The sequence below is a fragment of the Viridibacterium curvum genome (assembly GCF_039544165.1).
GTDB lineage: Bacteria > Pseudomonadota > Gammaproteobacteria > Burkholderiales > Rhodocyclaceae > Viridibacterium > Viridibacterium curvum.
In genome coordinates this window covers 822,884-848,528 of the sequence record NZ_BAABLD010000008.1, presented here as the reverse complement: position 1 = coordinate 848,528, position 25,645 = coordinate 822,884, and the positions used below count along the sequence as shown (strand labels likewise).

21 protein-coding genes are annotated in these 25,645 nt (G+C 64.0%); 7 read left to right on the top strand and 14 right to left on the bottom strand.

Translation table 11 applies throughout. The features are described 5' to 3' along the window. Positions 1-21: 21 nt before the first annotated feature. Entirely contained in the window at positions 22-2,706 is a 2,685-nt protein-coding gene (locus tag ABEA02_RS11700; RefSeq protein WP_345533136.1) for a bifunctional diguanylate cyclase/phosphodiesterase, read from the bottom strand. Between the two features lie 269 nt (positions 2,707-2,975). Here ABEA02_RS11700 and ABEA02_RS11695 point away from each other — a divergent pair, with 269 nt between their 5' ends. Then, on the top strand, positions 2,976-5,138 hold the full coding sequence (locus tag ABEA02_RS11695; RefSeq protein WP_345533135.1) for a DUF6600 domain-containing protein: 2,163 nt from the start codon (positions 2,976-2,978) through the stop codon (positions 5,136-5,138). 110 nt (positions 5,139-5,248) lie between these two features. On the opposite strand, the gene ABEA02_RS11690 is transcribed toward ABEA02_RS11695, so the two are convergent. Further along, the gene (locus ABEA02_RS11690) at positions 5,249-6,157 is read right to left on the bottom strand and encodes a histone deacetylase family protein (protein WP_345533637.1); all 909 of its coding nucleotides are present in this window, start codon (positions 6,155-6,157) and stop codon (positions 5,249-5,251) included. A 95-nt stretch (positions 6,158-6,252) separates the two neighbouring features. Between ABEA02_RS11690 and ppk2 the strand changes: the two genes are divergently transcribed. Both ppk2 and ABEA02_RS11680 read left to right on the top strand, forming a co-directional pair. Continuing rightward, positions 6,253-7,197, top strand: a complete 945-nt coding sequence (gene ppk2 / locus ABEA02_RS11685) for a polyphosphate kinase 2 (protein WP_345533134.1) — start codon at positions 6,253-6,255, stop codon at positions 7,195-7,197. Positions 7,198-7,481: 284 nt separating this feature from the next. Beyond that, positions 7,482-8,111 carry a hypothetical protein gene (locus ABEA02_RS11680; RefSeq protein WP_345533133.1) on the top strand — a complete coding sequence of 210 codons (630 nt, stop codon included), beginning with the start codon at positions 7,482-7,484 and terminating at the stop codon, positions 8,109-8,111. Here the strand turns inward: ABEA02_RS11680 and ABEA02_RS11675 are convergent. From ABEA02_RS11675 to ABEA02_RS11650, 6 genes are all read right to left on the bottom strand, one after another. Continuing rightward, a complete protein-coding gene (locus ABEA02_RS11675) occupies positions 8,089-9,309 on the bottom strand; it encodes a VWA domain-containing protein (RefSeq protein WP_345533132.1) in 1,221 nt (406 codons plus the stop codon). The two genes, ABEA02_RS11680 and ABEA02_RS11675, sit on opposite strands and share 23 nt — an antisense overlap. Next, positions 9,306-11,609, bottom strand: a complete 2,304-nt coding sequence (locus ABEA02_RS11670; protein WP_345533131.1) for a DUF5682 family protein — start codon at positions 11,607-11,609, stop codon at positions 9,306-9,308. Before ABEA02_RS11670 ends, ABEA02_RS11675 begins: the two co-directional genes overlap by 4 nt. Before the next feature lie 136 nt (positions 11,610-11,745). Further along, positions 11,746-12,837, bottom strand: a complete 1,092-nt coding sequence (locus ABEA02_RS11665; RefSeq protein WP_345533130.1) for an ATP-binding protein — start codon at positions 12,835-12,837, stop codon at positions 11,746-11,748. After that, positions 12,834-14,390, bottom strand: a complete 1,557-nt coding sequence (locus ABEA02_RS11660) for a DUF5691 domain-containing protein (RefSeq protein ID WP_345533128.1) — start codon at positions 14,388-14,390, stop codon at positions 12,834-12,836. Before ABEA02_RS11660 ends, ABEA02_RS11665 begins: the two co-directional genes overlap by 4 nt. Continuing rightward, positions 14,387-15,721: an SWIM zinc finger family protein gene (locus ABEA02_RS11655; RefSeq protein WP_345533127.1), complete on the bottom strand. Its 1,335-nt coding sequence runs from the start codon at positions 15,719-15,721 to the stop codon at positions 14,387-14,389. The genes ABEA02_RS11660 and ABEA02_RS11655 overlap by 4 nt, the downstream gene beginning before the upstream one ends. A 144-nt stretch (positions 15,722-15,865) precedes the next feature. Continuing rightward, positions 15,866-18,106 carry a glycosyl hydrolase family 28 protein gene (locus ABEA02_RS11650; RefSeq protein ID WP_345533126.1) on the bottom strand — a complete coding sequence of 747 codons (2,241 nt, stop codon included), beginning with the start codon at positions 18,104-18,106 and terminating at the stop codon, positions 15,866-15,868. A gap of 157 nt (positions 18,107-18,263) precedes the next feature. Here ABEA02_RS11650 and trxC point away from each other — a divergent pair, with 157 nt between their 5' ends. Continuing rightward, entirely contained in the window at positions 18,264-18,728 is a 465-nt protein-coding gene (gene trxC / locus ABEA02_RS11645) for a thioredoxin TrxC (protein WP_425584678.1), read from the top strand. A 114-nt stretch (positions 18,729-18,842) separates the two neighbouring features. Further along, complete coding sequence (locus ABEA02_RS11640; protein ID WP_345533125.1) at positions 18,843-19,727, top strand: diguanylate cyclase; 885 nt, start codon at positions 18,843-18,845, stop codon at positions 19,725-19,727. Positions 19,728-19,802: 75 nt separating this feature from the next. On the opposite strand, the gene ABEA02_RS11635 is transcribed toward ABEA02_RS11640, so the two are convergent. From ABEA02_RS11635 to ABEA02_RS11620, 4 genes are read right to left on the bottom strand one after another with little or no spacing between them, the layout of a single operon-like run. Further along, positions 19,803-20,639 (bottom strand): hypothetical protein, encoded by an 837-nt coding sequence (locus tag ABEA02_RS11635; protein WP_345533124.1) that lies wholly within the window; start codon positions 20,637-20,639, stop codon positions 19,803-19,805. 12 nt (positions 20,640-20,651) lie between these two features. Continuing rightward, the gene (locus ABEA02_RS11630) at positions 20,652-22,112 is read right to left on the bottom strand and encodes a metallophosphoesterase family protein (protein WP_345533123.1); all 1,461 of its coding nucleotides are present in this window, start codon (positions 22,110-22,112) and stop codon (positions 20,652-20,654) included. Then, positions 22,109-22,957, bottom strand: coding sequence for a lipase family protein (locus ABEA02_RS11625; protein ID WP_345533635.1), 849 nt, complete (start codon positions 22,955-22,957; stop codon positions 22,109-22,111). Before ABEA02_RS11625 ends, ABEA02_RS11630 begins: the two co-directional genes overlap by 4 nt. 36 nt (positions 22,958-22,993) lie before the next feature. Then, positions 22,994-23,866 carry an alkaline phosphatase D family protein gene (locus ABEA02_RS11620; protein ID WP_345533122.1) on the bottom strand — a complete coding sequence of 291 codons (873 nt, stop codon included), beginning with the start codon at positions 23,864-23,866 and terminating at the stop codon, positions 22,994-22,996. 139 nt (positions 23,867-24,005) lie between these two features. Between ABEA02_RS11620 and ABEA02_RS11615 the strand changes: the two genes are divergently transcribed. Both ABEA02_RS11615 and ABEA02_RS11610 read left to right on the top strand, forming a co-directional pair. Next, the gene (locus tag ABEA02_RS11615) at positions 24,006-24,242 is read left to right on the top strand and encodes a diguanylate cyclase (protein WP_345533121.1); all 237 of its coding nucleotides are present in this window, start codon (positions 24,006-24,008) and stop codon (positions 24,240-24,242) included. 39 nt (positions 24,243-24,281) lie between these two features. Further along, positions 24,282-24,755, top strand: coding sequence for a cupin domain-containing protein (locus tag ABEA02_RS11610; protein WP_345533120.1), 474 nt, complete (start codon positions 24,282-24,284; stop codon positions 24,753-24,755). 94 nt (positions 24,756-24,849) lie between these two features. On the opposite strand, the gene ABEA02_RS11605 is transcribed toward ABEA02_RS11610, so the two are convergent. Then, the gene (locus ABEA02_RS11605; protein WP_345533119.1) at positions 24,850-25,212 is read right to left on the bottom strand and encodes a hypothetical protein; all 363 of its coding nucleotides are present in this window, start codon (positions 25,210-25,212) and stop codon (positions 24,850-24,852) included. A 73-nt stretch (positions 25,213-25,285) separates the two neighbouring features. Further along, a complete protein-coding gene (locus ABEA02_RS11600) occupies positions 25,286-25,624 on the bottom strand; it encodes a hypothetical protein (protein WP_345533118.1) in 339 nt (112 codons plus the stop codon). Between the last annotated feature and the right edge of the window lie 21 nt (positions 25,625-25,645).

The window sequence follows — 25,645 nt, the reverse complement described above, 5'->3', positions numbered from 1 at the left end:
TGTTACGCCGGGCCTGCGCTGCTACGGGTGATCAGTCCTGGCGTTGCGCATCATCAGCCAGGCCACGAAATCCGCTTCGGGCATCGGGCGCGCAAAGTAGTAGCCCTGCGCAAAGTGGCAGCCCGCATCGCGCAGGCTGTTCCATTGCTCAAGGGTTTCTATACCTTCGGCAACGACGCGCAAGTCCATGGTGCGACTGATGGCGAGGATGGCGTTGCAGATCGCGCTGTCATAGGGGTCGGTCAGGATGTCGTCAGTGAATGAACGGTCGATCTTTATCTCGGACAACGGCATGCGCTTGAGATAGGCCAGGGACGAGTAGCCGGTACCAAAGTCGTCGAGCGCGAAGCCGATGCCCATGTCACGCAATTCGTTCATGCGCGCAATGACACAGTCTTCACCACTGACCAGCATGCTCTCTGTGACTTCGATGACCAGTCGCTCGGGGTTGGCATTGAAGTAGGCGATGAGGTCCTCGACTTCACGCACGAAGTTGGGGTGAGCGAACTGGCGTGCGCTGACGTTAACGGCAATCTTCAGCTGCGACAGCGTGGGGTCCGTCGCCCAGGCCTGCAGGCGACGGCAGGCCTCGGCAATGACCCAATGCCCGATCAGCAGGATGAGGCCGGACTCTTCTGCCACCGGGATGAACTCCATCGGCGGAACGATGCCGCGTTTCGGATGATGCCAGCGGATCAACGCCTCGGCGCCCACACAGTGCCCTTGGGCATCAAGCTGTGGCTGGTAGTGCAGCACGAATTCCTGGTGGACAGCGGCGTGACGAAGCTCGGCCTCCAGCGCACTGCGCTGTTCGATGCTGGCCTGCGTAGCAGGGTCGAAGAAGCGCACATCATTGCGGCCGGCATTCTTGGCCTGGTACATCGAAGTGTCGGCGCGCTTGAGCAGGTCCTCTACCGTCAGCTCGTGGCCCAGGAACAGTGTGACACCCACACTGACCGTGTTGGTGTAGTGACGCCCCCGCAAGTCGTAGTCACCCGCGAGCTTGCTGACAATCTTCTCGCCCACAACCATCGCTTGCGAGCTCGCTTCTTCGTGGGAGGCGGACAGCTGCTCGAGTATGACGACGAACTCGTCACCACCGAGGCGGGCGACCGTATCTTCCTCACGCACAATGTGCCGCAGGCGACTGGCCACCTGCACAAGCAACTCGTCGCCGTACTGATGCCCGAGGGTGTCGTTCACGGTCTTGAAGTGATCAAGGTCGAGGAACAGCACAGCGCCGTGACATCCACTGCGCTGACTGCTGGCCATGCTCTGGCGCAGCCGGTCCATGAACAGGCGGCGGTTGGGCAGCATCGTCAGCAGATCCGAGAAAGCCAGCTGCTCGATCTGCGCCTGGACCTGTTTGCGCTCGGTGATGTCGCGCGACACAACGATCAAGCGGCTGTTTGCGTTGTCGCGATCCTTGCTGGCGATGGAAAGCTCGTACCAGTGCGGCCCGTCCTTGTGAGGCACCATGATCTGCGTGCTGACGGGCACGCCACGCACACTTGCCTGATCAATCGCGGCCAGCACGACCTTCATGGCTTCGGGCGACAACAGGTCCTTCAGGTGCTTGCCCTGCGGATCAATATCAGGTGGAAGGATGTTTACCGCCCGCTCATTGGCCAGAGCAATCTCCTGACCATGACGCCCGACCTCGAAGATGGAATCCGGGATGGCGGCCAGCAAGGTGCGCAGATTCTCATGCACGGCGCGACTGGCATGCATGGCTTGCAACGCGACTTCGGCGCGCCAGCGACGACGGATGTTGAAGCAGAACATCAGCGTCAACAAACAGAACACGCTGAAGACCACGGACACCACTAGCACCTCGGTTCGCCAGGGCGCCAGGAAGTCCTCCTCCGCCAGACCGACTATCACGAAAATCGGGTAGTCACCGACGCGGCGGAGTACGTTGATGCGCTGGAAGTTGTCGAGCCTGTTGCGCGAGCTGAAAACCGCCAGCTTCGCGCCGCCAGAGAAAGCCGCCTCACTGGTCGCGGAAGACGCGGGTACGACGGTGCCGATGCGTACTTTCTCAAGACGCGGATAACGCACAAGAAGACGCCGGTCCCTGTCGAGCAGGCTTACGTTGCCGTGCTCGCCCAGACGCACGCTGGAGAACACCTCCTGCATGCGCCGGGTGGATGTATTGACGTTAGCCGTCCCGGCAAAGCTGCCGTCGGGATTGCGCAGCGGCATGACAATGGGAAACAGCTCTTCGCCCGTCAAGCGTGAGATGACCGGCACACCGAATGTCAGTTTGCCGGTGTCGCGTGCGCGCTGGAAAAACTCCCGGTCGTGCTGGGACACCAGCCTCGCCCTGTCGATCTGCTCGCCATAGACCACCATGCCTTCATGATCGGCGCCACGCACTGAGACAGCAAACGGCAGGCGCTCCCGCAGACTGATCAGGTAGCGGCTGAACTCGGCTTCGCTGAATCGTCCCTGGGCGTGCAGGCGGGTGAATTCCCTCCCGGCACTCTGGAGGGCCAGATCGATACTCTGGAAGTGGCTGACAAGAAAGGTTTCGAGGCTCTGCGAGAGGCTGAGCGCCACATGTTCCGCATTTTCACAGTAGCGTTTGTGGCTCTCGTAGAGGGCGTAAGCGCACAAGCCCGCAACCAGTGCGATGGCTGTCGTGGCACCCAGTACGGCCACGCGGAACGCATTGCGGAATCCGTGCGGACTGCCAACTGCCATTCCACCCCCACAAGTCGAAAAACAGCGGCCGTTACGCGGCTCCCTTACTCCCGCGACCGAGCCTTCGATGTGCATCTACCGTGCATTGAAGGCCATTCCGGTCGCATATTCAACTGTTTACGGCAGAGTGCCCGGCTTCTGTTGTGCCGGTTCCGGCGACTGCCCGTCTGGGCAAAGGCTTACGAACTGTTACAAGCTCGCCGCCAACCCGCCGGCTGCTCATGCGTTGTTCACCGGACCGGCACTTGCCGGGACAGGAGACTTCCACCATGTGGCATATCGCCCGATTGGCACGGCATTTCAAGCACTTACTGGGCATCATGCTGCTGGGCCTGGCGGCCGGCGGCGCCCTCGCCGCCGATGAAGAGAACAGCCCGCCGGAGCGGGTCGCCCGACTCAACTACCTGACCGGCAAGGCCAGCTTTTCGGCTGCCGGAACGCAGGACTGGGTTGCCGCCAGCCTCAACCGCCCACTGACGGCGGGCGACCGGCTGTGGGTCGAGGAGGGCGGCCGCGCTGAACTTCACGTTGGCGCCACCGCCCTGCGCCTGGCCGGCTCGACAGCCATGGAAGTCATTGATCTCGGCGACGAAGACCTCGCCGTCAAGATCACGCAGGGCAGCTTCACGATTCGCGTGCGCGAGCTGGAGGACGACGACGCCATCGAGATCGCCACACCCAACCTCTCGTTCAGCGTGCGCGAAAACGGCGAGTACCGCTTCGATGTCGACGCAGACCGCAACATGACCACCGTCAGCGTGCGCCGTGGTGGCGGCACGGCCTACGGCAGTGACGCCTCGCGCCAGCGCATGCGGCTCGACGCCGGCCAGCGTCTGCGCGTCGACGGTCAGGATCTGTTCCCGCTGGAGAACGGTGGCGTCGCCCCGCGTGACGAGTTCGAGCGCTGGGCCGCCGCCCGCGACGCGCGTGAAGATGCCGCCGAGAGCGCACGCTACGTCTCGCGCAGCATGACCGGTTACGAAGACCTCGACGCCAACGGCGACTGGCGGGAGGTCGAAGGCTACGGCGCGGTGTGGACGCCGCGTGTTCGCATCGCCAACTGGGCGCCCTACCAGTACGGCCGCTGGGAATGGATCGCCCCCTGGGGCTGGACCTGGATCGACGACGCGCCCTGGGGCTTCGCGCCCTTCCACTACGGTCGCTGGGCCTGGCTGGACAGCCGCTGGTGCTGGGTGCCCGGCCCGCGCGTGCGCCGCGCCGTCTATGCCCCGGCCCTCGTCGCCTTTGTCGGCAGCAGCCACAGCAATGTGCGCGTCGGTGTCTCCCTGTCGATCGGCCTGCCCGGCGTAGCCTGGTTCGCGCTGGGCCCCAACGAGCCCTACCAGCCGGCCTACACGCGCAACCGTCGCTATGTTGAACGCGTCAATGTGCATGTCAGCGTACGCGGCGACCGTCCGGTGCAGTACGTGAACCAGCGTGTGCCGCATGCCGTGGCCGTGATGCCCGCCGAAGACTTCGCGCGTGGCCGCCCGCACCGTGCCGATGACCGCCGCTGGGGCCAGCATGACTTCAGCCGCATGCCCGTGGCCCAGGGCCGCCCCGTCGATGCGCCGCGCGAAGAGTGGCGCCGTTCGCCCGAACGCGTCACCGTTGCACCGCCCAGCCGGGTCTTCGAGCCACCCGTGGTACGCCCCATGCGCGATGCTGCCGCACGCCGCGAGGATCGTAACGACCGCGACAGCCGCCGTGACGAGCGCCGCGATGACCGTCGCGATGGGCGCCCCGACGCGCGCGCCCCCGAACGTGCCGAGCCCCGCTTCGAGCAACGTGTGGAGCAACGCGACAACCCCGTCATGCGCGACATGCGTCGCCAGCGCGACGTCGACGCTGGCAACCGTCCCGCACGCGACGCCATGCCCGACAACCGCGAACGCAATGCACCCGTCTTCGGTGGTCGCCGCGACGGCAATGCCACGCCACCGCAGTCTGGCGAAGACCGCGTGCCGCGCATGCGCCAACCGGAAATCGTGCCTAACGATGACTCGGCACAACGCGAACGGGAACGTGCGGAGCGTGAAAGGGAACGCGACCAGAACCGTGAGCGAGATCGGGATAGAGACAGGGAGCGCGACCGTGAGCGCGACTTCCGCCGCCAGCGCGACGGCAATGCTGGTGAAGTGCGTGCGCCCGCCACCGCACCTATAGCCCCGCCCGCCGCACCGGCCATGCCCGAACGCACGCCAGAAAAGCCGCAGTTCGAGCGCCGCCTGCCCAGCATCGCCACACCGACACCCCCCGTTGAAGACCGCGTGCCGCGCATGCAGCAGCCGCAGATCCGCAACGACCCGGTGCCAGCACCTGCCGCCCGCCCTGCACCGCAGGAACCGCCGCGCCAGGAAGGTGGCATGCGCCCGATGCGTAACGACAACGAGCGCCGACCGGATCGCCCGGAAGGCGGGCGCGGTCGCTGATTGCGCGAGCGTCCGTACTGCTTCGCCATGCGCTGCATGCCTTCGGAGATGAGCAGTGGTTTGTCGCCTGCACGGTCCTGCAGCAAGGCAGGCCGATGCACGTGAATCTGCTAGCCGTCGCGCGCAAACGCTGCAGCGGTACGGACAGTCGCCACATGAATATCGACAATGTCATCAATGTCGTCGGCGTACCCACCTGCCATGGCCACGCTGACCGGTATGCCTTCGGCCTGGCAGCACTGCAACACCAAGCGGTCGCGCGCCAGCAGACCCGCCTTGCTGACTGCCAGTCGGCCCAGACGATCTCCCGCAAAGGGGTCAGCCCCGGCAAGGTAGTGCACGAGTTCTGGCCGCACGCGGCGGAACACTTCGTCGAGCCCGCGCTGCAAGGCATCGAGGTAGGCCTTGTCGTCGCAGTCATCCGGCAACTCGGTATCCAGATCGCTGATCTGCTTGTGGGCCGGAAAGTTTTTCGCGCCGTGCATGCTGAAGGTGAAGATGCTCGCGTCACCTGCGAGGATCGCCGCCGTGCCGTCGCCCTGGTGTACATCGCAGTCGATGATGGCGACCTGCCCCACACCTTCTTCGGCCTGCATGGCGCGCGCTGCGACGGCTGAATCGTTGAAGACGCAGAAGCCGCTGCCGAAGTCGCGGTACGCGTGGTGCGTACCACCCGCAAGGTTCACGCCGACCCTGCCGCCGCGCAGGGCAGAGCGCGCCGCCTCGATGGTGGCGCCGGCCGAGCGGCGCGAGCGCTCGACCATCGCCGGCGTCCAGGGGAAGCCGATACGCCGCTGTTCGGCCGCACTGAGTTCGCCCGCCGCAACACGGGCAATGTAGGCCGCGTCATGCGCGCGCATCAGCTGCTCGTCGCTGGCGGCTGGCGGTTCGCGGAAGTCTGCCGCAGCGAACTCCCCGCTTGCCAGCAAACGCTCACGTAGCCGACGGTACTTGTCCATCGGGAAGCGATGCCCCGGCGGCAGGGGCAGCACGAAGTGATCGGCGTAGAAAAGCAGCATGGGGCGAGCATGCCACAGCACGGCTGTCACAGCCGCGTCACACGCATGCGGCAGGTTCACCGTCACCATCCCTTGTTGCCGCCGGAACACCCGCCATGAACGACCCCATCTTCGACCCGCAACGCACCGAGCAGGACGCGCTGATGCGCCGCATCCACGCCGAACTCATCGACAGCTACGACGAAGAGCTGGAAATGGAAATCGAGGACCGCAGCCACGAGGACCTCGATGCCGAGGGCCTGCCGCGCATGCGCAGCGAGGCCGATCGCGACGCACGCCGGCGCTACTTCCAGGAGCTGTTCCGCTTGCAGGGCGAGCTGGTGAAGCTGCAGGACTGGGTCGTGGAGACGAAACACAAGGTTGTGATCCTCTTCGAAGGTCGCGACGCGGCCGGGAAAGGCGGCGTCATCAAGCGCATCACGCAGCGTCTCAACCCGCGCGTCTGCCGCGTTGCCGCGCTGCCGGCACCGAACGACCGCGAGCGCACGCAGTGGTACTTCCAGCGTTACATCTCGCATCTGCCGGCCGGTGGAGAGATCGTGCTGTTCGACCGCAGCTGGTACAACCGTGCGGGCGTCGAGCGCGTCATGGGCTTCTGCAACGACGAGGAGTACGAAGAGTTCTTCCGCTCGGTACCCGAGTTCGAAAAGATGCTTGTGCGCTCCGGCATCCAGCTCATCAAGTACTGGTTCTCGATCACCGACGACGAGCAGCACCTGCGCTTCCTCGGCCGCATTCACGACCCGCTCAAGCAGTGGAAGCTCTCGCCAATGGACCTTGAGTCGCGCCGCCGCTGGGAGGACTACACGCGCGCCAAGGAGATCATGCTGGAGCGCACCCACATCCCCGAAGCACCCTGGTGGGTGGTGCAGGCGGTCGACAAGAAGAAGGCGCGCCTCAACGCCATCGCCCACCTGCTCTCGCAGATGCCTTACCAGGAAGTCGAACGCCCCGGCATCACCCTGCCCGAACGCGTGCGCAATCCTGATTACTATCGCATGCCGATTCCGGCCGAGATGTTCGTGCCCGAGGTCTACTGAAGCACCGGCTCCTGCTCGCCGGCGGCGAGGCGGTGGATTCCCGCCTTCGCGCATTGCTCCGGCGAAACTCAGGGGTTTGCAGGAAATCTGGCATCGCATGCAAAGGCAGATCCGCAGGTACGGTTTTAACCGCACAATCCCCCGTCACAAACCGGCAAATGCCTCTGCCTGAGCTTGTCGGCGGGCTGAAGCCCGCCCTGCAGTTGGTGTCCATGCTCCCTCTTTGCTGACGCTCCGCATTGCGCAGCCGTGCGCAAAGGCGAAAAAAAGCACATTTCCATTCCATGAGCCTGCTCGACCACATCGACAACTACTGCGAACGCACCGACCCCGGGCTGTGGGCCGAGCCGGTCAACGCGCTCAGCAATCTGTGCTTCCTCATCGCCGCTGGGCTGTTGTGGCAGCAGGCGGAGAACAGCGCCGCGCCAAAGTGCCAGCGCCGCTTCGCCGCGCTCGTCGCCCTCATCGGCCTCTGCAGCGGCCTGTTCCACTTCTTCGGCACGGTGTGGAGCGCGGTGCTGGATGTCGGCAGCATCACCCTGTTCATCCTCGCCTGGCTGTATCAGTACCAGCGCCGCGTTGAAGGCTTTTCCGCGCGCCTCGCCGCACTGGGGCTGGCTGCCTTCATCGTCGTGGATCGTCTCGTGGCCGCCATCGGCAGTCTGGGCCTCAACGGTTCCGAGGGCTACCTGCTACCCGGCGCGCTGCTCATCGTCTTAAGTCTGCGTCAGCCCGGTCTGCGCTGGCTGCGCGTCGCCGCCTGCGTGTTCCCGCTATCGCTGACTCTGCGCAGCCTCGACAACGCACTGTGCGACGCCTGGCCCATCGGCACGCACTGGGGCTGGCATGCGCTCAATGGCCTGGTGCTGTACGGCTGCGTGCGCGCCTTGTTCAGCGCTCGGCGCGCGCCGTGACGATGCCTTCCTTCGCCGCCCACAGGCTGACGTCTTCACGCCTGATCGCCGCCGCCATCAGCGCCGGAAACTGGTCGGGCGAGCAGGCAAAGGAGGGCACGCCCAGCGCCGCGAGCTTGGCGGCCAGCTGGTGGTCGTAGGACGGCGCGCCTTCATCGCTGAGCGCCAGCAGGGTGATCAGCTGCACGCCGGACTGCACCAGTTCGCTGGCGCGCTGCAGCAGGTTCTTCTCGACGCCGCCTTCGTAGAGGTCGGAGATCAGCACCATGATGGTGTTGCGCGGATCGCGCACCAGGCCCTGGCAATAACCCACAGCGCGATTGATGTCGGTACCGCCACCAAGCTGCACGCCGAACAGCACTTCGACCGGATCGCTCAGTTGCTCGGTGAGGTCCACCACCGCCGTGTCGAACACCACCATGTGCGTCTTCACCGCCGGCAGCGAGGCCATCACCGCGCCGAAAATGCTGGAGTAGACGACGGACGCGGCCATCGAGCCGCTCTGGTCGATGCACAGGATCACCTCTCGCTGCGTGCGGCGCGCCTTGCGGCCGTAGCCGATCAGGGTCTCGGGGATGATGCTGCGATAGCTCTCCTGCCAGTGGCGCAGGTTGGCGCGGATGGTGCGGTTCCAGTCGATCTCGGCATGACGCGGGCGGCGGTTGCGCTCAGCGCGGTTGAGTGCGCCGGTCACGGCGCTGCGCATCGGTTCTTCGAGCTTTTTCATCAGCGCATCGACGACCTTGCGCACCACCAGTCGCGCGGTGTCGCGGGTCTTGGCAGGGATGATGCCGCGCAAGGACATCAGGCTCGCCACGAGGTGCACGTCGGGCTGCACCGCGTCGAGCATTTCGGGCTGGAACAGCATGCTCTTGAGGTCCAGCCGCTCGAAGGCATCCTTCTGCATGACCTGCACCACCGAGGCCGGGAAGTACTGGCGGATGTCGCCGAGCCAGCGCGCCACGCGCGGCGACGAGGCACCACTGCCACCGCGCAGCCCGCCGGGGCCGTCGGCATCGTAGAGCGCGGTGAGGGCCTGGTCGATGCGCACATCGTCACCCGTCAGCGCCCCGGCCGCGCCACAGGCCTCTTGGGCCGGTTCGCCCAGCACGAGGCGCCAGCGGCGCAGGCGATCAGCGGGCGCGGCGTTCTGCTGTGCTTCCACTTCCTGTGCTTGCACGTCGTTCAGCTCGCTCATTCGGCCACTCCCAGCAATTGCCGCAACAGCGGCAGGGCGCGCTCGGCGCGCGGCATGTCCCAATCCGCCGCAACAGGCTTTGCCGCAACCACACCGGTCGGGCGGCCAGCACGTTCACCCAGCTGGCGACGCTCGGGCACGTTGAAAGCCGCAAAGGCGCGACGCAGCAGCGGCAGCTCGCGCAGGAAATGATCGCCGCTGAGACCACTCAACCAGTCATCGACGAGTGCCCACAGCTGATCGTCATGCAGCAGCACCATGCCGCTGCGGTTGAGGAAGCCCTCCAGCCAGGCCGCAGCCGGGCCCGGGTCATTGCCCGCTGACAGTGCCTGGCTCATGCGCTGCGCAGTCGCTTCGATGTCTTCCTGCTGATCGTCGAACAGCAGTCGCGCTGCGAGGCCACACACCAGACCATGACAACTGCCCAGCGTGGCCAGGCGCTTGAGCGCCAGCTGCCAGTCCTGCTGCAGATCGGCATCACCCATCAGCCGCAGGGCCTGCTGCGTCGCCACGATGGCATCACGCATGCTCGCCGCCGCCTCATCGTCGAGCGAAGCGCAAGCACCGGGCAATCCGATGGCAGCGCGCGGCACAAGGCTGGCGAGCAGATGCGCGACCATGCCGGCATCGGTCTGCCGCACATTGCCGTAACGCGCCACATTGGCCAGCGGCGGTATGGCGGCCAGCAGCTGCAGCACGTCGCTCGATACGGCGGCGAGATCTTCCAGCGCCTGCGTGACCGGCGCGATAGCCGATTGCAGGTCGGCCAGCAGCACCTGGTTCACCAGCTCCGAGAGTTCAGGCAGCGCCTCAGCGCTGCGCGCCTTGTCGATGGCACGTGCGCTGGCTGCCTCTTCCACCGTGTTGCCCCAGCGGCTGGCGTTGATCACGGCGATGGCAAGCTCGGGCTCCCAGCTCAGGTGCCACACTTCGTGAAAGCTGCCCTTGGCGCTGCGCCCGGCCTGCGTAACGCTGCCCCACTGGATACCCAGTAGCGCGAGGCGATGCAGCAGGTGGCTGCGCGCCAGATCGTTGGGCTGGCGCAGGTCGAGGTCCAGCGTTTTCTGTGTAGCTTCTGGCTTGAGGCGCAGGCTCTTCTGCTGTTGCGCGAGGTCGCGCTGCAGCGGCACGGCCGGCGCGTTCTCAGGCGTGCTGCCAAGGCGCTCGCCAACGATGAGGCGCTGCGCGATGAGCTGCATGGGCGCATCGTCACCCATGCACACCGTGGTGCGCAGGGCCTCACTCAATTCATCGAGCCCCGGCTGCGGGCGCTCGCGCAGCGCCGCCAGCGCATCGGCCAGACGCACGGCCTCGATGATGTGGGCCGAGGAGCAATCCAGCCCCTCGTCGCGGAACAGCGCGGCCGCGCGTGCCAGCCACGAGGTGGCGCGCTGTTCGGCCGGCGCGTTCCACAGATGCTCGTACCAGCCCGGCGACATCACACCTGCGCCATAACCGCTCGCAAAGCTGAGATTGCGATAGGACCAGGGCACCCAGGTAGCGGCGACCTTGGTCTTGGGCAAAGCCTTGAGCAATTCGTTGTCGGCCTTGGCGGCAGGCATCTCGGCCAGCGCCGGCACGTGCCAGGCGCCACACACCACGGCGATGCGCTGGAAGCCTTCCTTCTGCGCCTGGCGCAGGCATTTGCGCATGTGCGCTTCGCGCAAGGCTTCGCGATGCTGTGCTTTCTCGCTCTGTGGGCGTGCGGACGCTTCGTTGCGTACCGTGGTCATGGCTTCGCGAATCGCCGCAAACAGCTCCAGGCTGTCGCCACGCTCCTCGACCATGTGATTCCACCAGGACTCGCCATCGCCGTATCCGGCTGCGCGGCCCAGCCAGTCGAGCGGGTCGCCGGCGTAGCCTTCATCGACTTCCGTGCCCGCTTCCTCAGCCGCAACCGTCTCCGCTCCAGACTCCAGCGCCTGCGCCTGCGCATCATCGGGGGCTGCCTCAGCCTCTTCAGGCGGCCGCGACAGCGCGAACTGATGCGTCATCGGCAGATCGATGAAGCGCGCGGGAATCCCTTTGGCCTGCGCAAAATGCAACGCGTTCCACTCGGGCGAGAACGCAGCGAAGGGATAGAAGGCGGCTTCGCGCGAATCTTCCGGGTTGTATATCAGCAGGGCCACCGGCGGCACGAGGCCGGGGTCGCCCAACAGCGGCAGCATCTCTTCACCGTCGGGCGGGCCTTCGACGAGCAGGCAATCCGGCTGCAGTGCTTCGAGCGCGCGCAGCAGGCTGCGGGCACAGCCGGGGCCGTGATGGCGGATGCCGAAGAGGTGGAAGGGGGTGTCGGCCATGTTCGTTCTCAGGAGAAGCCCCGAAAAATGGAGCGAAGCGAAGCGGAGCGGTTCTGGCAAGGCGCGCCGACGCAGACAGTACGAATTGGTACGGCAAGGCGGCGCAACGAAGGCAGAACCATTTTCCCGGGGCTTCTCAATCCTGGTCGCGGCAGGCGCGGTACAGGTCTTTCCAGTCGCTGCGCTCCTTCATCACCGTCTCCTGGTACTCGCGCCACACCACGGCGTCCTGCACCGGATCCTTGACGATGGCGCCGACCAGGCTGGCAGCCACATCGGCAGCGCGCAGCACGCCGTCGCCGAAATGCCCGGCCATGGCCACGCCCGAATTGATGACCGAGATCGCCTCGGCCGTCGACAGCGTGCCGCTGGGCTGCTTGAGCTTGGTCTTGCCGTCTTCGGTCTGCCCGTTGCGCAGCTCGCGGAAGATCTGCACCACGCGGCGCACTTCCTTCAGCGCGGGCGGTTCGCCCGGCAGTTGCAGGGCGCGACCCATTTCACCGACGCGCTTGGTGACGATGGAGACCTCTTCTTCCTCGCTCGAAGGCACGGGCAGGATCACCGTGTTGAAGCGGCGCTTGAGCGCGCTCGATAGTTCGTTGATGCCCTTGTCGCGGTTGTTGGCCGTGGCAATGACGTTGAAGCCGCGCACCGCCTGCGCCTCGATGCCCAGCTCGGGCACCGGCAGCGATTTCTCGGAGAGGATGGTGATCAGCGTGTCCTGCACGTCGGCCGGAATACGCGTCAGCTCTTCGACGCGTGCCGTCTTGCCCAGCTCCATCGCCCGCATCAGCGGGCTGGGCACCAGCGCGGCTTTCGACGGCCCCTTGGCCAGCAGCTCGGCGTAGTTCCAGCCGTAGCGCAGCTGCTCTTCGCTGGTGCCCGCCGTGCCCTGGATCAGCATGGTCGAATCGCCACTGATGGCGGCCGCCAGATGCTCCGACACCCAGGACTTGGCCGTACCCGGCACGCCGAACAGCAGCAGTGCGCGGTCGGTGGCCAGGGTGGCGATGGCGGTCTCGATGATGCGGCGATTGCCGATGTACTTGGCGCTGACCTCGAAGCCGCTGTCGAGCTTGCCGCCCATGAGGTAGGTGGCCACGGCCCAGGGCGACATGGCCCAGTTGCCGGAGCGCTCGCGCGTGTCGGCCTTCCTGATGGCGTCGAGTTCTTCGGCGAATTGCTGTTCGGCATGCTGACGCAGGACCTGGTTCGTTGTAGCGCTCATGGGGATTTCCGCTGGGTGAGGGTGGAATGAAGGGTTCGGCGTTGCTCGACGATGGCCAGCACGGCAGCCAGGGTCTCGGTGAAATATTCGGTGTCGGGGCGGCCCATCGGCCAGCCGTCGGTAACGTCCTTGAGGCTGGCGGCGGGGATATGGCAAACGAATTCCGGCAGGGCCTTGCGCAGGTTGTAGTCGTACTTGCTGCTGTCGCTGGGCAAGCCCTTGCGCACCTCGCGCAGCACGCGCTGCACGAAGTCCGCCGACAACTCCGCCTCGTGTGGCAGGTTCTGCAGCAGGCGCATGAGCAAGTCGCCCATCGCGAAGCGCCGTCCGCCAGCCTCGATCAATCGCAACCAGTGTTGTTCGCGCTGCGCCAGCGGCAGACATTCGATGAACGCAAACACATCGAACAGGAAGCCCTTGATGGGCGGCGCGACGAGGAATGCCTCGGCCCAATCTGCGGCGGCTTCGCGCTGCATGGCCTCGCCCCAGGCCCGCGACACGGCCTCGCTCCAGTCGGTGCCCGGCAGCCACTTGATCAGCTCGGCAGGCGTCAGGCCGGTCTGCGCCGGCCACCAAGCCATCGGCAGCGCCCGTGCGATCTGGTACAGCCACCAGGCGCGATCACCCAGGGTCTCGCTCTTGGCGCGCGTCTCTTCGAGCGCGTCATCTTTCCAGTCCGCACCAAAGGCCGTCGGGGCATCCAGCGTCAGCACCTGGCGGAACAGCTTGCGCTCCTGCGCGAGGCAGGCTGCCATGCGCGCACCCATGCGCGCCACATAACGACTGGCGGGCAAGACCGACAGCAAGCGGCCGGCGAGCTGGCGCACTTCCTTGCTGCGGTCGGCAAGCAGGGATTCGAGAAAGTCTTCATCCGCCGCATCCAGCCCGGTCGCCAGTTGCTCCAGCAGGGCCGCGCGTTCGCGTGCATCGAGCTGGCCGAAGCCGGTCTGCAGCAGCGTGCGGGCTGCGCTGGCGTCGCGACGACGCAGCTTGTCGAGGTACAGCTTGCGCTGATCCAGCGTGCCGTGTTCCCACAGGGCAGGGTCGAGCACTTCTTCCTGTGCGCCCACCGCCCAAGCCCATGCGGCATCCTGACGTGCCAGCCAGTCACCACGCTGGCCGAGCACCGGCAGCAGCGCGCCACGCAATGCCGGCGTCTTCTGACCCAGGCTGAGCGCACGCGGCAACAGGCGCGGTGGCAGACATGACCCTGCGCCAGTCAGCAGGCGGCAGGCCTCGGCGCGCAAGGCGTCCGGCCCGGCATCCAGCAGCTGGCGCAGGCCCTCGCCGAGCGCTGCATCGGCAACCGGCTGCAGCCGCTCGGCCGCACTGGGCGCAGGCGCCTCACGCTGGCTCGCTGGCGGCACATAGCCGGCCGCTGCGCAGGCAGCGAGCACGCCAGCAGCGCGCAACACACGGGTTTCGGTCGCGGTGTCGGCCGGGCAGGCCGCATCGAGCAGGTTGCTCAGGGCGTCCGGCAGGGCGGGCAGGTTTGGTGCGCGGCGTTCGGTACCTAGCAGCACTTCGGTCGCAAGCTGGTCGAGCTGACTCATGCACCCTCCGCCTCTTCGAACCACACCAGTCCGTCGCGCCAGGCACTCAGCGGTCGCAGGCTTTCGCCATCCCATTCACCGGCCAGTGACAACGGGGTCCCACCCGATTCGGCAACCAGCTGCCAGCCATCGTCTTCACGCAGCTTCAAGGGCAAACGTCGCTCACCGAGTTGCAGACCCCAACCCGCTTCGTCACGCACCGGCACACCATCGTCAACGCGCAAAGGCAGTGGCGATTGCCAGGGATTGGCCGCGACCATGGCAGACAAGGCATCCAGCGCCGCATCGAAACCCAGCGGGACGTGTGCGGACGCTGGACGCAAGCTCTGATCGCCCACCACCAGTGCACGCAGCGGCGCATTGCCGGGGAAATAGGCAAGGGTCATTGCCGACACGGTGCCGGTCACCCAGCTCCGCTCGAAGCGCCGTCCGCCGTGGGCGTAATCGAGCAGCAGGGCAGAGCGCCCCGATTGCTGGCCGCGCAGCCAGACACGGCGCACCCATAGCCGCCCTTCTTCATCACTGGCCTGGGCTTCAACCAGCCAGTCATCGCTGACGCGCTCACCCGTGGCGATGACCTCATCGCGATCCATGTTCAAGCCCAGCGCGTTGCGCACATCGGCCTGCACCGCAGCGGGCAGTTGGTCGAGTCGCGAGAAGGCTTCAATCAACAGTTGCAGCCGGCCCATGCCGGACAGCACACGTGCAGGCCAGCCTTCGCCCTTGTCGACCGCCGCGCAAATAAGGCGCAACCGATAGGCCACGCCCGGCAGCTGGGCATCCACCATGCGCGTCGCCATGGCCTCCCATTGCGCGAGCTCGGTCGGCAGGGTCGCGAGGCCCTGACGCAGCCGGTCACCCAACCAGCGCGCCAGATCGTCGAGCCCGCTGCCCATGCGCGCGAGGCGGGTGGCTTCGCGTTTTGCGGCAGCCTGCGGATCGGCCTCGGCGCTGGCGATGTCGGCCTTCTTCTGCTCCTGCTTCTCGGCTTGCTTCTCGGCACGCTGGCGACGCGTCGCCAGCCATTCCGTCACCCACTGTGGCGGCGTGGCGGGCTTGAAGCTGCCGCCATGCTGCGCCAGCAACAACAGCAGGGCCAGGCCATGCTTGCAGGGAAACTTGCGGCTCGGGCAGGAGCACTTGAACGCCGGCCCGGCCTTGTCGACCTGGACCTGGTAGGGCTTGCTGCCACTGCCCTGACACTCGCCCCACACCGCCTCGTCGTCATACTCCAGGCGCGGCCACTTGGCGGGAATCACCAGCCCCTTGGCGGCCTTGGCCGAAGCGTCGTCGGGCGAAAGCTGGAGAACTTCGTTAACACCGAGCTGCATCGTCTGTGCGACCGGGCTGAATGCGGAAGGCGCATTCTAAGCGCACATCATGACAGCGGGAGGGCGCCGTACATCGAACGGATACCGGAAATGAAAAAGGCCTCTTGCGAAGCCCTTTCCATTCTTTACGGAAGCAGGTGCTGCTTACTTGCCCGTCGGTGTCGGCGAGCAGCCCACGAAGTTCGCACTCGTCAGCAGGCTGGACGAATAGGCAAACGTGCCGGCCGTGCTGGTGAGATTGGTGAACAACGTGTTGGCGCTGCTGCCCTTCACGTTGTACATCGTGAAGCCCTTGCCGGCCGTGATGTTGATGTTGCTGAACTTCAGGTTGTAGTGCTCGGCGCCCGAGGTGCTGTTGGTCGCCGTACCCCCACTGCCGCTTGTCTCGATGGCGTAGGCACTGCTGCCCACCGAGCCCGTGAGGTTGTTGATCTCGATGGCGTGGAAGATGCCGGGCGTGGGCGCGTTGGCAAAGGTGGAGTCGGCATAGGACGACATCACCACCACGGCACGCTTGGTGATGGCATTGACCTTGTTGTCGAGCGCGCGCACCCCGAAGTCCCCCGCGCCCAGCGTGGCGATGCCACCGCCACGGTTGGTGCCGGTCTTGAAGCGCAGGCCGATCTCGGTGCCGTTGAAGGTGTTCTCGGTGATGGCGATGTTCTTGAAGCCGGCTGCCGTGAAGCTGCCGAGCACCACACCGCCGTGACCGTGCAGGGTGTAGTTGTTGAAGATCTTCACGCCATTGACCGGCGTTGCCGCGATGGTGCCCGGCAGGCTGGTGCCGGCGTTGAGGTTGATGCAGTCGTCGCCGTTGTCGAAAGTCGAGCCGAAGATCCAGGCATTCGTCGGCAACAGGCCGACCGGGCCGCTGGCCGTCAGCGAACTGGCCCAGGCCGTCGACAGGTCGATGCCGTCGCCATTGTGGATGCCATTGGTGCTGGCCGTGGGCCAGGAGTTGGCGTTGATGTTGGCGATGGTGATGTTGCTCGACCGTGCCACGAACAGCATGTGGTCAGGCGGCAGGCTGAACTTGAGGTTGGCGACGTAGAGCCCGTTGATGCCGGTGAGGCTCAACAGATCGGCACGGGCAGGATCCCCCGTGTCGTTGTCACCGCCCTGAGCGGCGCGCTGGTTGTGCGCCAGCGTCGTCAGGTAGTAGCCGCTGTTCGACGCGTCGGCCGAGCTGCCGCTGCTGCCCACCACGCTGCCGCTGCCGACGATGCGGATGTTCTTCGGGCTGGTGCAGAGGTTGTCCGCCACGTAGCCGGTGCGCGCGTTCCAGTCGGTGTAGTAGCCACAGGTGTTGATGAGCGCCTTGTAGTTGTCGGGGTACTTCACCGTGCCGAAACCTGTAGTGCCGTAGACGGGGAAGCGGTTGTTGCCGAACTCGTAGTCCGCCGCCGCATCGCTGCCCAGCAGCACGCCGTCGATCTGGTAGGTGCAGTCGCTCTTGAGGTAAAGCGCGCCCGACTTGAAGGTGCCCGAGGGGATCAGCACCTTGCCATTGGTGGGGCAGGCGTTGATGGCGTTCTGGATGGCTTTGGTGTTGAGCGTTGCGCCGTCACCGACTGCGCCATAGCTCGTCACGTTGATCACCGTCGGCGTGGCCGTGGTGGTCTGCGACACCGTGGCGCTGGCCGACTCGATGCCCGCCGAGTTATAGGCGCGCACGCTGATGCTGTAGGCCGTGCTCGGCGTGAGGCCGGTGACGTCGTAGTAGAGCTGCTGGTTGGTGATGCCCGAGGGCCAGGCGATCTTGCTGACCGTGCCCTTGAGCGTGCCGTTGGCGTAGATGTTGTAGCCCGTGATGTCGGCGTAGCTCGCGGGTTTTTCCCAGGCTACGGTGATGTGCGTGTCTTCGAAAGCCAGCGGCGGCACGGCGAGGTTGACGGGCGCCAGCGGCGCAGCCGACGCGCTGCTGGTCACACTGCTCGCGACGCTGGATGAAGTCGCGCTGGATGAAGCAGCACTGGAAACGGCTGACGAGGAGGCTGCTGACGAGGCGCTCGACGAAGCCACCGAAGAGGCAACGGAGGATGCCGTAGAAGAGGCGCTGCTGCTGACGGCAGCCGGGTTGTACGAGCACCAGGTCGAATTCGTCGGCGCACCGGGGAAGGTGTCCAGCGCGCAGAGGAATGCACCAGTCATGACCTTGTAGGCGAACACGCCGGACTTGCCGATGGCAGCAGAGTGCGTACCCGTCATGCTGCAGGTTGCCCCCAGCTGCACGCACTTGGTGTAGCCAGTCGGTGCATCGGCCGCAGCCATGACTCCGCTGGCGGCGACTGCAAAGGCAGCGCCGATCAGGCTTCTCAGGAACATCGTCTCCATCTCCAGTTCGTTGTGCTTGTCCTGCTTCGTCTCGCGTGGTGTTTCGAACACCCTCACAGCGGCAGAACTGCCCGCAGTCTGCCGTAGACGCAGTGCACCACTCAAACACTGTTTCGTGAGCGAGGTCACGGGCGCGGAACGACGCCGTTTCCGCCGGTCTGACCAGTCCCGGCACCGCCCCACTCCCCCTTGCAAAACGCGGGGCCCGGTGGCATCTGCTGCGCAGACCCTCATTCCGACTACGACTACGACCATGCCCATCGTCGCCTGCTACCACTGCCAGACCCTCAACCGCGTCCCTGCCGAGCGCGCCTCGCAAGATCCCGTTTGCGCGAAGTGCAAACAGCTCCTGCTGCCTGATCATCCTGTCGCGCTCACCGACGCGAATTTCGAACGCGTCATCACGAAGACCGAGCTGCCCGTGCTCGTCGACTTCTGGGCCACCTGGTGCGGGCCGTGTCAGGGCATGGCGCCGCATTTCGCCAAAGTCGCCGAGCAGCTCAAGGGCCAGGCCCTGCTCGCCAAGCTCGACACCGACGCCAACCCGCACAGCGCCGCGCGTTTCGGCATCCGCAGCATCCCTACCTTGATCCTGTTCCGCGATGGCCAGGAGGTGAAGCGCCAGGCCGGCGCCATGCAGGCCGGGCAGATCCTGAACTGGCTGACTGCCTGAAAGACCACCGGCGCTGGACGCCCCCCCTCCCGCGCAGTAATCTCGTGCCCATCCCCACCCTGCAAACCCTGCCCGGCATCCTGTCGGGCACCCTTCCGGCACAGGAATTCCGCGGTGAGCCACGACAACGTAACCCGCCTCACCAGCATCAAATCGCTGATGGGCATACCCGGCGAAGACTGCCTGGTCGTCATCCATTCGCCCACCGCCACCGAGCTCGGCCGCCGCTACCTGCTCGACAAACCGACGGTCGGCGTCGGCCGGGGGGCTGACAACGACATCGTCATCCTCAGCGACAGCGTTTCGCGCAACCACGTGCGGCTCGAACGTCGCGGCCCCGACCTCTTCCTGCAAGACCTGCAGTCCACCAACGGCACCTACGCCAACAACGAGCCACAACGCATCAACGTGCGCTGCCTCATCCCCGGCGACCAGATCCGCATCGGCGACACCGTGCTCAAGTTCCTCGCCGGCAGCGACATCGAGGCCCAGTACCACGCCGCCGTCAATCGCATGGCCATCACCGACGGCCTCACCGGCCTCAGCAACCGCATGCGCCTCGACACCCTGCTGGCCGAAGAAGTGCTGCGCGCGCGCCGCTACAACCGCGCGCTGTCAGTGATGATGCTCGACGTCGACCACTTCAAGCGCATCAACGACACCCACGGCCACCTCATCGGCGACGCCGTACTGCGCCAGATCGCCACAGCCCTGCGCCAGCGCCTGCGCCCCAGCGACGAGATCGGCCGCTTCGGTGGCGAAGAGTTCTGCGCCGTCCTGCCCGAAACCCCGCTCGACAAGGCCAGCCTCATCGCCGAGTCGCTGCGCGAACTCGTCCAGTCGCAACCCTTCCTCGTCGACGAAACCGCCATCCACCTCACCGTCTCCATCGGCATCTCCACCCTGGCCGACAACATGCAGGCCGAAGACCTCTACCGCCTCGCCGACGAAGCCCTCTACCGCGCCAAGAACGCCGGCCGCAACCGCATCGCCTGCTGACGCAAACGCGGGGCACCCGCCACTTACCCCGAAATTGGCGACTGCGCCAACCGGCGACAGCCTCTGGGATCTACGTCACCGACCACGGCGCGTGCGCGCTCTAGAGGCTGAAGCACGCACATCCTTCTTGCTATTGCTTGACTTGCCATCATCGGGCTCGGTTATTGCGTACGCGTGTGGTGTCCAGTAACGCCCCTGTGGGACAGCACCGCGAAATGCCTCGAAGTAGTCTTGCCAGAATCGCGCAGCCACCCATATCGCTTCAGGACAAGACGCCCGTGCCTCAAGGCCTGGTGTCAGATCAAGGTTTGCAGCCGCGAAAACTGTTTCCAGCATGCATGCTGAAGGGAAGCCATAGTTGTCGTGTAGTGGGTTGGGGGTGGCCGCTGCGCCCCAACAAAATGCGAGCCACCTCAAAACATGTTCAAGTGCGTCAAGCGTCGACTTCGAGTTACGAAATGCCTCTACCCGCTTGAGTATCTCTGCTTGAGCAACAGGCAACGCAATGACCGCAATGTTGGGATAGCGCTGTGGGTCAGCATAGTCCCTCAGCGAGCGTACGCGCACTCCATTGGAGCGAGTGGGAAATTCAGGCCCCTCCGGCTGAAGCAAGGGTACATGTATGGCATTGGCTTTCGATACAGAGGCTCCCTTCAGCTCAACAAGAATCGACTCAGACCAATACGACGGGAGCATGTCATTACGGATATGGGATTGCGCCACCCTGAGCCGAAATGACATCGTATCGCTACCACCAAGGAGCACGACATAGGTCCAGTTCTTGTCGTCACCGGTTCCCATTTCGTAAACTGCCTGCTCACCCCACTCAAGATTGTTCTGGCTTGGGCCACGCTCAAGCTCAAGCATCGCGGGATTGCTGACAGCGGACTTGGAGCGAGTTTGTTTAACCATGACATATCCTTTCTATGCAAGCCTGAGCGCGTAAGGTCCTTTTTTAACTGACTTTGCAATAGCTTTGTCTTCATGTATGGCGTAGTAAGTAACACTGAAGTCGACTCCGGTGCCATTGCGTGTGAATGACACGATAGCGACGTGATCCCCGCGTTGCTTATGCAAGGTTTCAAGGCTAAAAACCGGACCGTCGCAGAAGCGCGACGGTGCATTCTCCGGGTTGCTGTGGCGAGGCCAAGGATCTTTCTTGCCGAAAATTCCTTTGACGGCATTGAAAGACTCATTCGCCGCATCGAGAAATGGAACCCGTATCAAACGGGAGGGTGACGAAATTACTTCGTACAGTGCAGCGTGGCCATTCGCCAGATTGGTTCCTCTGGTGACCCGCCCCCAATGCACATCGCCTGTCAAGTAGACAACCGGTATTCCCTCATTGGCCAGTCGCTTTAGCTGCGTCAGGACAAAGTCAAATTGCTTGTAGTTCCCCATCTCGGCGTCGACGGTTACTCTGTCGGCATCAGTCGCCGAATTGATGAAAAGTGCCTGTCCCGAAGAAAGAAGACCGACTGCAGCCTTCCCGGCAGCCCTGTCAGCAATGAGCTCGTTTGCCCATTCTGAAAGTGCTGTTACGGCGACCGGATTCATCAACTCGTCGAAGTCCCCGTCACGATTGCAACGCATATCTAGAAACAACATCTTGATTGGTTCGACGTCCAGCCTGGTCGCACCTGATTCAGCGGGAGGTACCGCGAGTTGATAGTCCTCATACAGCGCCCGCGCGGCATTGCTCCAATCTCTCCGCGTAGTGTCTCGCCAGGTGTTCGGCAGTTGTTTTTGCCGAAAGGGGTAGTTGTTCCAGAACTCATGGTCATCAGGAACATTCACCACCGGGGCTCTCGCCAGGACTGGTTCCAGTCCCTGGGTTTGTAGCTGCGTCGAGGTCCAATTGACGAGATACTTGTCGCCAATGACCTGGGATAACCCGGGATCTGCCTCCGGCAAGTCTTCGAGCAAAGGTAAATCCACATAGACTTGGTCGCCCGCCATGACCGTCAGGTGCGGCTGCAGCTGTATCTGCGAAATCGTGCTCCCTAGCAACCCCTTCACATCTTCGGGCTGAAAGTAGCACGAGCACAGCAGAATGTTGAAACTACCCTCCAGCAGCTTCGGGATTTCCAGAGGAAGTGAATTAGTAGTGAACACGTAGCGTTCACTTCCAGCGACAATTTCCACAAGATACGGTCGCCCTAGATCGGGTACTGCAAAGCGGAAAATGCCACGATGGTTTATCGGCTTGCCTGATACCCCCGTTCGTTGATCGCGAATGGGCGTCATGACAGACGGAGCAAACGGAGTCGCTTGAGTCTGGTCGAGGCGGAACGAAGGAGCCGGTGGAGCTTCTGTCCCGAACATCCCCACCCATACCTGGATGACGCCGGGACTTGCTGCTTGTGCGTATGCTGTGAGCTTCACGCGAAGAAAGCCCTGACGTAGTTGATGGGCGCATGGTCAGACAGATCACGAAACAGTACAGTGCCGACCCGCCATGATTGATTGAGCATGTATTCTTCGCGAGCCTCGCGTCTGTCATCGACGATATCGTCGGCAGCCGGATTCGATATGACGGACCCGTCCCGTCGAATGTAGGTGGTTGGCCCGACGTGTTCGTAGCCGAACAAAGATGGCGGCACCTCAGTGATGACATCGCAACAGTTCACGATGCGCGTACAGTCAACCCCCGCTAGGGTGGTCACAAACTGGGTATCACCAACGCGAGGGCAACCAATCGTCACGAGCCTCTTCGGTCGAAGATTGCTTGCAGTCAAAACAGCAATTGCGGCGCCCAAACTGTGGCCGCATATCGTCAATCTGTCGGCTTTGATCTGCCGTGATTGAATCCAGCTGGACACTTGCGATTTCAGAGCGAGTGCAGCCTGTGCAAACCCTTTATGTACTTGACCCTTTGCTTCAGTCCAATTAACGAGTGATGCTTGGACATCAACTGCGATGTCTCCCAGTTCATCGGCCTGTGTCCCGCGAAAAGCCAGTAGTGCGCAGCCATCTGAAATCCGGGTACAGCCGAAACCTTGCGAGTTTGTCTTCTTGTCTTCAAGAAGCACCAGGTCGCCATAACCTACTCGCTCCAATGCTTTCTGAAGGCGTGCAAACTCCGGAGATTCCGAGTGCTCCGCACGCACATAGGCAAGACGCGAAGCTTCCACCGCAATCTGGGTCGCCGAATACTGTTTGTCCGCAATGAACACGGTGTCTTGGCGTTCGGGGTGATACAACGAGACGCGGGTCGGGTCATAGGGCATGGCGCTCACGTAACCTCCGGGTAGCTGCGTCGAGAATCAGAAACGCCAGTCGTTCAGGGCAACGTCGGCGCTGAAACGGGAGCCGGCTTTCAGTCCCTTCAGCTCAATCCGGACTGATGCGGGAGAGAACTCCAGAACTCCCCAGTTTTGTCTGGGTGATCCGAATATCACACCGTTACGCGCCACACCTGATGAAACAACCTCTAAAATTCCACTGTCATCATATAGCGCGTTTCTATGCACATCCCCGGAAATCACCATTGCGCCGGCACGGCCAGCGATAAGATTTCGAAGTCGTTCAAAGGCCCCCCGGTATTGCTCCCAGCTTTCATCTCCAAACTGGTGAATCGTGGTACTCGACACAATGACCAGGTAGGGTGCGACAGAGCTGGAAACGACCGATTCGAGCCATGACCATTGACGCTCGCCGAGGATGGCGTCGCGACTCCCTAACGATCGAAGGGGAGACTTCCTGTAGAAGCGCTCGTCCAGCACGACAAGATCAACCAACCCAAGCTTGGCAACCGAGTACACGTCTGCGCCCGTCATTCTGGGAGCGAAGGCACGAATCAATTCCGCTCGTGCGACATCGCGGAGTGCTGGGTCTTCATCACCGCCATATCGATTGTTGCCGAGGAAGTCGTGGTCGTCATAAATGGCGACCACATCTGCGCCGCGCTGCTTCATGTCGGCCAGCAATGCCGCAAAGTGCTGCTCCGCTAGCTGATTTTCATACAGCTGGCGAAGTTCTGATTGTAGTTTTGCTGGATTAGAATGATGGTCGTGATCAAGATAGATCGTGTCGCCCGTGAGCAGCAAGATGTCCGGCTTTTCTGCCGAGATTTCCGACCACACGGGCTGAGGGTTCGTTTGCTGGAGCTTCGAACAGGATGCAATCGCGATTTTCATATCGCTCCCCGGGATATTTAGGTGTATTGAATGGTCACGCCATGCGTGCCATTAGTCTTCATGGCACGCACTTAGAGGCACCGCCGCTAATGTGCCCGTTTGGGTACTTTTGAGTCGGATTGGTTGTTGGCAGGGCGATTTGGCAGGCGCCGTCCTGCCCGAAACCCCGCTCGACAAGGCCAGCCTCATCGCCGAGTCGCTGCGCGAAATCGTCCAGTCGCAACCCTTCCTTGTCGACGAAACCGCCATCCACCTCACCGTCTCCATCGGCATCTCCACCCTGGCCGTCAACATGCAGGCCGAAGACCTCTACCGCCTCGCCGACGAAGCCCTCTACCGCGCCAAGAACGCCGGCCGCAACCGCATCGCCTGCTGACGCAACCGCGGCGCTCTTCACACAGACATCGCCACCACCATGAGCCAGCCCCCCATTGCCATCCTTGCCGCCGACGCCCCACCGCGCAGCAAACCCTCGCTCTACCCCGAGCCCTTTGCCAGCATGGTCAATGGCCGCGTCAAGCGCACGCTCGGCGACCTCTTCGGCCTCAGCAACTTCGGCGTGAACATCACCACGCTCGAACCCGGCGCCATCTCCGCCCTGCGCCACAGCCACACGCTGCAGGACGAATTCATCTACATCCTCAGCGGCCACCCCACGCTCTACACCGACGAAGGCGCCACGCCCCTCGCCCCCGGCATGTGCGCCGGCTTCAAGGCCGGCACCGGCAACGGCCACCAGCTGCGCAACGAATCCAGCGCGCCCGTCACCTACCTCGAAATCGGCGACCGCACCCCCGGCGACGAAGCCAACTACCCCGACGACGACCTCGCCGCGCGGCAGGTGGACGGCAAATGGAAGTTCTTTCACAAGGATGGCGCGGCGTACTAGCGCAGCGCATGCGAGACAGCCGGACCCGCATGTCGTCATTCCCGCGAAGGCGGGAATCCAGCGACGTTCGGAGCGCTGAAAATGCCGACGGTGTTCATTCCTTCTTATGCCGCTCCCGCACAATCGGCGGCACGAATTTCACCGAGAAGCGCCAGCCCTCGGCAGTCTGGCGCAGGATCAGCGATTTCGAATTCGCCCCCTCCTCGAACACCGGCCCCTCGCCCAGCAGCTCGACCGCGCCCACGCCCTTGATCACGCAGGCCCCCGGCAGCGTCACGAACACCGACTCGGCCGCCACGATCACGAAGCCGCCCTCCTGCGACTCGCTGCACGACAGCCCACGCGGCACCGAGGCCGGGTCGCGCCGCCAGGTCTCGTGCAGCACCTCCAGCCCCTGCTGCAGCTCCGGCGTCATCCGTATGGCGAGCACCACTTCGCGTGACCTGGCGTGATTCATGTCCGACCCCTATCAAGTGATCGCGCAGCATGCCCTGTCGTGTCAGCGCTGGCAAAGCCTCGCACGCCGGCAATCACGCCTGCCACACCGCATACCCCGCCTCGCGCAAGCCGATCGCCAGTTCCACCTCCATTTCGCGGGCGGCTTCATAGGGCATCGGGTTATAGACCTCGTAGAGCGCCGGCAACAGCCGCAAACCGTACTCCCGCACAAAGCGATTCGATTTCACCCCCGCCTTGTGCTTGTCGAAACGCTCATCCGGCTGCAGCCCCGTCATGCCCACATACACGCAGGGTTTCGCGTCCGGCAGCAGCGGGTAGTAATGCGGGTTGGCTTTCAGGAAACGCGGCTCGTCGAGTACGCGGCGCGAGAGTTCGACGACGTAGACGTGGTGGTGAGGGCGACGGGGCATTCAAGAGAACTTCAATATCGG